The 6,432-nt window shown below is 65.0% G+C and carries 5 protein-coding genes; all 5 read right to left on the reverse strand.

The features are described 5' to 3' along the window. Positions 1 to 240: 240 nt before the first annotated feature. Positions 241 to 1,551, reverse strand: a complete 1,311-nt coding sequence (locus AC1DTF_RS31790; protein WP_477476957.1) for an HNH endonuclease signature motif containing protein — start codon at positions 1,549 to 1,551, stop codon at positions 241 to 243. Positions 1,552 to 1,812: 261 nt separating this feature from the next. Then, positions 1,813 to 2,967, reverse strand: a complete 1,155-nt coding sequence (locus tag AC1DTF_RS31795) for a CaiB/BaiF CoA transferase family protein (RefSeq protein ID WP_057166810.1) — start codon at positions 2,965 to 2,967, stop codon at positions 1,813 to 1,815. Beyond that, positions 2,960 to 3,874, reverse strand: coding sequence for an SDR family NAD(P)-dependent oxidoreductase (locus AC1DTF_RS31800; RefSeq protein WP_477476958.1), 915 nt, complete (start codon positions 3,872 to 3,874; stop codon positions 2,960 to 2,962). Before AC1DTF_RS31800 ends, AC1DTF_RS31795 begins: the two co-directional genes overlap by 8 nt. Next, positions 3,871 to 4,704 carry a TauD/TfdA dioxygenase family protein gene (locus AC1DTF_RS31805; protein ID WP_477476959.1) on the reverse strand — a complete coding sequence of 278 codons (834 nt, stop codon included), beginning with the start codon at positions 4,702 to 4,704 and terminating at the stop codon, positions 3,871 to 3,873. Before AC1DTF_RS31805 ends, AC1DTF_RS31800 begins: the two co-directional genes overlap by 4 nt. Then, positions 4,701 to 6,432, reverse strand: a 1,732-nt coding sequence (locus AC1DTF_RS31810) for a flavin-containing monooxygenase (RefSeq protein WP_477476960.1), incomplete at its 5' end; no start/stop codon positions are given. The genes AC1DTF_RS31810 and AC1DTF_RS31805, both read right to left, overlap by 4 nt.

Here is a 6,432-nt window from a genome sequence, read left to right on the forward strand (position 1 = left end):
TTCTTACACGTGCTCGAAGCAACAATCCACGGTTCCCGCTCGGGACGAGAAGCCGTCCTACCTCCACCACCACGTTGTCAAACAAGCTCGCAGCATCACAAATACATCGGGGTCGACCGTGACATGCACTCCTATATCTTGCTCTCGCAACACCGCTGGGACGAGACTTCAGCACAGGATTTCTCCGACCATGGAGGACGGCGAAGCCGCCCTGAGCCGTTGTCAAGGTACGCAAAAGGTTTACGCGGCGGTGGGTAGGTCGGTCATGGTGCGTCGTGCGTGGGAGCGCAGGTGTGCCGGCTCGGGTTCGCCAGGCTTGTGGGGTGGGATGAACCAGGGGTGCCGATCCGGACCCAAATAGACCTGCCAGCCGTTGTGGTGGATCGCGGTGTGGTGCAGCCGGCAGAGCAGCACGCCGTTGTCGATGCTGGTGGTGCCCCCGCTGCTCCACGGGGTGATGTGGTGGGCATCGCACCACGACACCGGGCACCCGCAGCCCGGATACGCACACCCACCGTCACGCACCGCCAACCCTTTCCGGATCACGGGCGTAAAAAGTCGCTCGCTACGCCCGACGTCGAGTGGCGCCCCGGCGCTATCAACAGTCACCACCCCGACGGTGCTGTCGCAGGTGATCAGGTCGGCGGTGCCGGCGCTCACCGGCCCGGTGAAACCGAGGGTGTCGACGAATCCTGCTGCGGCGGGCCGGATGAGGGTGACGTGTGGCAGCACGCCACCCGACGCTGGGCGCCGCGAGTTCGACAGGTAGGTGCGCACCAGCTGCCCGAGGGCGTCCGAACGACGCTTACCGACCGGACGTGGGTCCGGTGAGCCGTCCGGCAGGGGTATCGGCCGGCACAACGGGTCCAATGCGGTGAGCAGTTCTTCCCCGGTGAGCGCATCGACATCGAGGGTCGCCGCGACCCGCCCCTCCTCGGTGACCACCACAGTCATCTCGTTTAGGTCAGCGTTCTCCGCGACCGGGACAGTCGCCTCGTCGGGCGGTTGCGTCGAGGCTTTGTCGATGGCGATCTCACGGGCCTTCTCGGCCACCTGCGAGGGCGTCGACTGAATCATCAACGTCGTCACGACCTTGGCCCGGTCCTCCTCGGACAACGGCACCCGGCTGTTGACGTGGGCGACTCCTTTGCCGACGGCGTCGGCGAACTCGATACCGACACCGCCGAGGCGCTGGGCCCGGGTCAACGCGGGCAGCGTGTGCGCCGCCCGGCCCACCCGCGTGGCCCGCTGCGCCGCGCCGGGCGCAACACCACAGCTCATGAGCAGATCAGCTCCCGAGCGCAGATGCTTACGTGCCGGAATCCCGAGGCGTTCGGCGGCCGCGACCGCTTGGGCGATCACGTGGTCGATCAGATTGCGCGTCACCACCGCAGCGGCCAGCACCGCCAGCAGGGGCTGCTCGTCAAGCACCCGGCGCGGACAGTCCAGCAGATGAAACAACCTGCGTTCAGCGTCTCGCGCAGGAACAGGCGACGCGGCCAGGTCATCGATGAGCGCATCGATGAACGTGTCGAGATGGGTRGCGTCCATAGGGATACCGGCTTTCACAGAAGGTGCCCATAAGGACACGATCAGGCAAAACGGTCCGCACAGTCCCGCACGGGACAATCGAACCAATCGGCGACCGGAGTCGCGGTCTGAAGCTCACCGAGTCGAGATGGGAGCAGCGGCGCATTCGAACTTATGTTCGATCGTACGCCGCATCCGGACGCCGCGCAAGGGTCCATCTACCAGCGCATCGGTGACAGTTCTGCGTCAGGCGCAACACTGTTCACGTAGACCAGACACGCCCTACTGCCGAGGCAGCACCTTGAGTTCCGCCAGCACCGCATCGGTGTCGGCGCCAAGCTCCGGAGCGGGCCCGTGCACTCGGCCGGGGGTCCGGGAGAACCAGGTCGGCACACCCGGGATACGCATCGTCCCGTGCTCGGTCTCGATGGTCTCGAATAGTCCGACGGCCTTGAGGTGTTCGTTGTCGAACAGGGCGTCCGGGGTGTTGACGGCGGCGGCCGGGATCTCCAGTTCGCGGAACAGTTGCAGCCACTCGTCGGTGGTGCGTTCCTTGAGCGTCTGCGCCACCAGCCCGTACACGGTGTCGATCTGTTTGGCGCGCTGCTCGAGCGTGGCGAACTCGACACTGTTCCAGACCGGCTGCACCCGCTCGATGAAGGCGTTCCAGTGCTTGTCGTTGTAGATGAGCGCCGCAATCTGACCGTCTTTGGTCTCGTACGGCTTGCGGTTGGGCGCCACCGCGCGGGGATACACGGCCGGGCCGAGCGCGGGGTCGAACATGGCGCCGTTGGCATGTTCGACCAACATGAACGATGCCATAGTCTCGAACATGCTGACCTCCACCTCCTGCCCCTCCCCGGTGCGCTCGCGGTGGAACAGCGCCATCGTGGTGGCATACAGCGCCGTCAGGCCCGCCACCTTGTCCGCCATGATGGTGCCGACATAGCTGGCTTCGCCGGTCAATTGTTCTTGTACCGCAGGCAATCCGCATTCGGCCTGGATGGTGTCGTCATAGGCGGGGCGGTCCGCATCGGGACCACGCCTGCCGTACCCGTAGCAGTTGGTGTAGACGATGGACGGGTTCAGCGCGACGACATCCTCATAGGCGAACCCGAGCTTGGCGATCGCCTTGGCCCGCATCGAGTGGATGAACACGTCGGCGGTCTCGATCAACGACCGCAGCGCGGCCTTGCCCTCGCTGGTCTGCAGATCGAGCATCACGCCCCGCTTACCGCGGTTCACGTTGATGAAGACACCGCTCAACCCGGCGACGGGGCCCACCGAGATGTAGCGGGTGTTGTCACCGGCCGGCGGTTCCACCTTGATGACGTCGGCACCCATGTCGGCCATGATCTGGGTGCAGTACGGCCCCATCACCATCGCGGTCAGGTCGATGACCCGTACACCCTTGAGCGGACCCTGGAATTCAGTCATGGGCGGCGACCCCGAACGAGTAGCGAATGTGATCGCTATGTCCATCGGGCACCGGCGCGAAGACCAGCGGTGCGGTGTCGTCGCGGATCGCGTCGATATTGGCCGCGATGTCCTCGATGGACCACGACGGCTGATACACCCCTGGCGTCTCGGCGATGAAGGCCCGCGCGACCCGTCCCGCGATTGCCACGAAGAATTCCCCGGTGACAGAGCATGATTCATGTGCCAGCCAGCCGACAGCCGGTGCCACCAGATCCGATCCCATCGGCGGGTAGGCCGAAGTGTCCAGTCCCTCGGCCATTCTGGTCACCGCGCCGGGAATGATCGCATTACAGATCACGCCCTCGGCCGCCCCCTCCAGCGCCGCCACATTGGTGAGGCCGAGAATCCCGGCCTTCGCCGCGGCATAGTTGGCGACACCCTGATTGCCGTACAGTCCGCCGATCGACGAGGTGAGCACGATCCGCCCGTAGCCGGCGGCACACATCAGCGGGAACGCCGCACGCACCACGTGAAAGGCGCCACGCAGGTGCACATCCAGGACGGACTCGAAGTCCTCGTAACTCAGCTCCTTGAGTGAGCCGCGACGGACGGTGCCCGCGTTGTGGATGAGAATGTCGACCCGCCCGAAGTTCTCGGTAGCGGTATCCACGATGGCCTTGCCGCCGTCGGCGGTGGCCACCGAATCGGTACTGGCGACGGCTTGGCCACCGGCAGCGATGATCTCGCGCACCACGTGATGCGCGGGGCSCTCATCGACCCCCGTCCCGGTCAGGCTGACGCCGGGATCGTTGACGACGACCTTGGCGCCGCGCGCGGCCAGCAGCAGCGCGTACTCGCGGCCCAGGCCGCGACCGCCGCCGGTGATGACGGCGACGCGATCATCGAAGCTGACTTGACTCGTCAAGCGAACGGTTCCTCGCCCTCGAGCTTGGTGCGTTGCAGCAGCCGGCCCGAGCTGGGGTCATACGGTGTGGCGCGGTGCATGGTGCCGGTGTTGTCCCAGATGACCAGATCTCCGACGGTCCACTTGTGCCGGTAGGTGAACTGCGACTGGGTCGCCCAATCACGCAGCCGGACCAGCAGTTCCGCGCTCCTGGTGTAGTCGATGTCGGTGATGTGGCGTGCTGTGGCGCCCAGCACAAGTGACTTGCGGCCCGACTTGTGCGTCCACACCAGAGGCAGTTCCCGGTCACCGATGGCCATCATCTGCTTGAGGGTCTTCACCGACGGTTCCGGGTCGTAGTAGAACAACGTGTTCCACGCCGAGTGCATCACCCGCAGGTCCGCGATCTCGGCCTTCTCCTCGTCCGGCAGGTCGTCAAAGGCGGCGTAGGTGTTGCAGAACTCGGTGTCGCCCTCGTCCGGGTTACCCAACGCCACACTCTGCAGCAGCGACGCCAGGATCGGCACCTCGTTCATGGTGCCGTCCAGATGCCAGTACAACGACCCTTTCAGGTAGTCGGCCTGCTTGTTGACCTCGGTGTCCAGCGACACCTTGTACAGCTTCTCGCCGCGGGCTTCCGGGGCGAACGTGCCGAGCGTCTCGGTGAAGGCGATCTGCTCCTCATCGCTGAACCCGATCTGCGGGAAAACCAGCACGCCTCGCTGCTCCAGCAGATCCCGGATCTCAGCGGCGTATTCACCGGACAGCAGGGTGGCCTTGTCGGCGCGCACCTCGGATCCGATGCGGGGCTTGAGGTCCCGTGCCTGTAGTGCCTCGACAGCGGTCGTCATGTGGTGAGCTCCAGTCCGTCGAGGTCGCCCTTGGCCCGCCACTGCGCGATCAGGTCATCGAAGGCGTAGAAACCCGGCGAGTAGAAATCACCGAGGAACGAGCCGTTGCGTTCCGCGCCGCCGCGGCCTTCGTTGTTGTAATAGCCGGGCGTGCAGGACAGTTCGAACGCCGAGTTGTCGATCGACAACTCGCGCACCGTCGAGATCCACCCGTCCTGACCTGCTTGGCTGGGTTCGACCGTCCTGGCGCCGCGGTTCTGGGCTTCGGCGATGATGTAGGCGATGTGCTCGGCCTGCTGCTCGAACATCGCGGTGGTGTTGGCCGAGACACCGCCCTGGATGAAGCCCATGAAGAACTGGTTCGGGAATCCACGGGTGGTCATCCCGTGCAGTGTCTTGTAGTCGTTCTGCCAATAGTCGAACAGCGACAAGCCATCCCGGCCGATGATGTTGTCGATGGCGAAGCGGCGGCTGATCTCGGTGGAGATCTCGAAGCCGCTGGCGAAGATCACGCAATCGACCTCGTACTCGACGCCGTCGGCGACTATGCCCTTCTCGGTGAGCCGTTCCACGCCCTTGGACGCCGACACGTCGACGAGCGTCACATTCGGCCGGTTGAACGATGCCAGGTACTGCTCGCTGGAGGTCGGCCGCTTGCACATGAAGCGGTAGTACGGCTTCAGCGCCTCGGCGGTCTCGGGATCCTCGACGATCTCGGCGACGCGTCGACGCAGCCGCTCCATGATCTTGTAGTCCTCTTCTTCCCGGAACGCCATGATCTGTTCGATCGTCACCGCTGCGGGGTCATCGCTGCCCGCAATCCGGGCCGTCAGGTTGCGTCCGAGCTCGGTCCAGAAGTCGCAGACCAGATCCGGTTCACCGAACACCACGCCGACAAACGGTGACCAGTTGTGGAAGTTTCGCTTGCGCTCCTCCTGCCAGCCCGGCTGCAACGACGCCGCCCAGTCCGGATCGGTGGGCGGATTGGACCGCGCGTCGACCGAGGACGGCGTCCGCTGGAACACGAAGAGCTCTTTGGCGTCACGGCCGAGGTGCGGCACCAGCTGGATGCCGGTCGCACCGGTGCCGACGAGAGCGACGCGCTTGTCCGCCAGCTTGTCCAGGCCACCGTCGGCGTCACCTCCGGTGTAGTCGTAATCCCAGCGGGCCGAATGGAACACGTGACCCTGGTAATCCTTGATCCCCGGGATTCCGGGCAACTTCGGGCGGTTGTAGGACCCTTGCGCCATTACGACGAACCGTGCCCGGATGGCGTCGCCGCGGTCCGTGCTGATCTGCCAGCGCTGCGTCGCGTCCTCCCAGCGCAGATCGCGCACCTGGGTGGAGAACAGCGCACCGTCGTACAGGCCGAAGTGCTTGCCGATGTTGCGGCAGTGCTGGAAGATCTCGGCGCCGTCGGCGAACTTCTTGGACGGGATGAAACCGAGTTCCTCGAGCAGCGGGACGTAGCAGTAAGCGTCGTTGTCGCACTGGATGCCCGGGAAGCGGTTCCAGTACCAGACGCCGCCGAAGTCACCGGCCATCTCGATGACGCGGATGCCCTCGACGCCTGCCTTCTTCAGGTACGCCCCGGCCAGCAATCCGGCGAAGCCGCCACCGAGGATGACGACGTCGACGTCGTCGGTGATCGGGTCCCGCTCGGTGACCGTCGTGTAGGGGTCGACCTCGTAGAAATCGGCGAAATCGCCTTCCAGTTCCAGATATTGG

This window comes from Mycobacterium sp. P4_H6 (genome assembly GCF_056400845.1).

Bases quoted from the DNA above. Each gene is read 5' to 3' on its own strand.
- AC1DTF_RS31795 (WP_057166810.1), bottom strand. From the start codon at position 2,967: ATGACTGAATTCCAGGGTCCGCTCAAGGGTGTACGGGTCATCGACCTG.
- AC1DTF_RS31805 (WP_477476959.1), bottom strand. From the start codon at position 4,704: ATGACGACCGCTGTCGAGGCACTACAGGCACGGGACCTCAAGCCCCGC.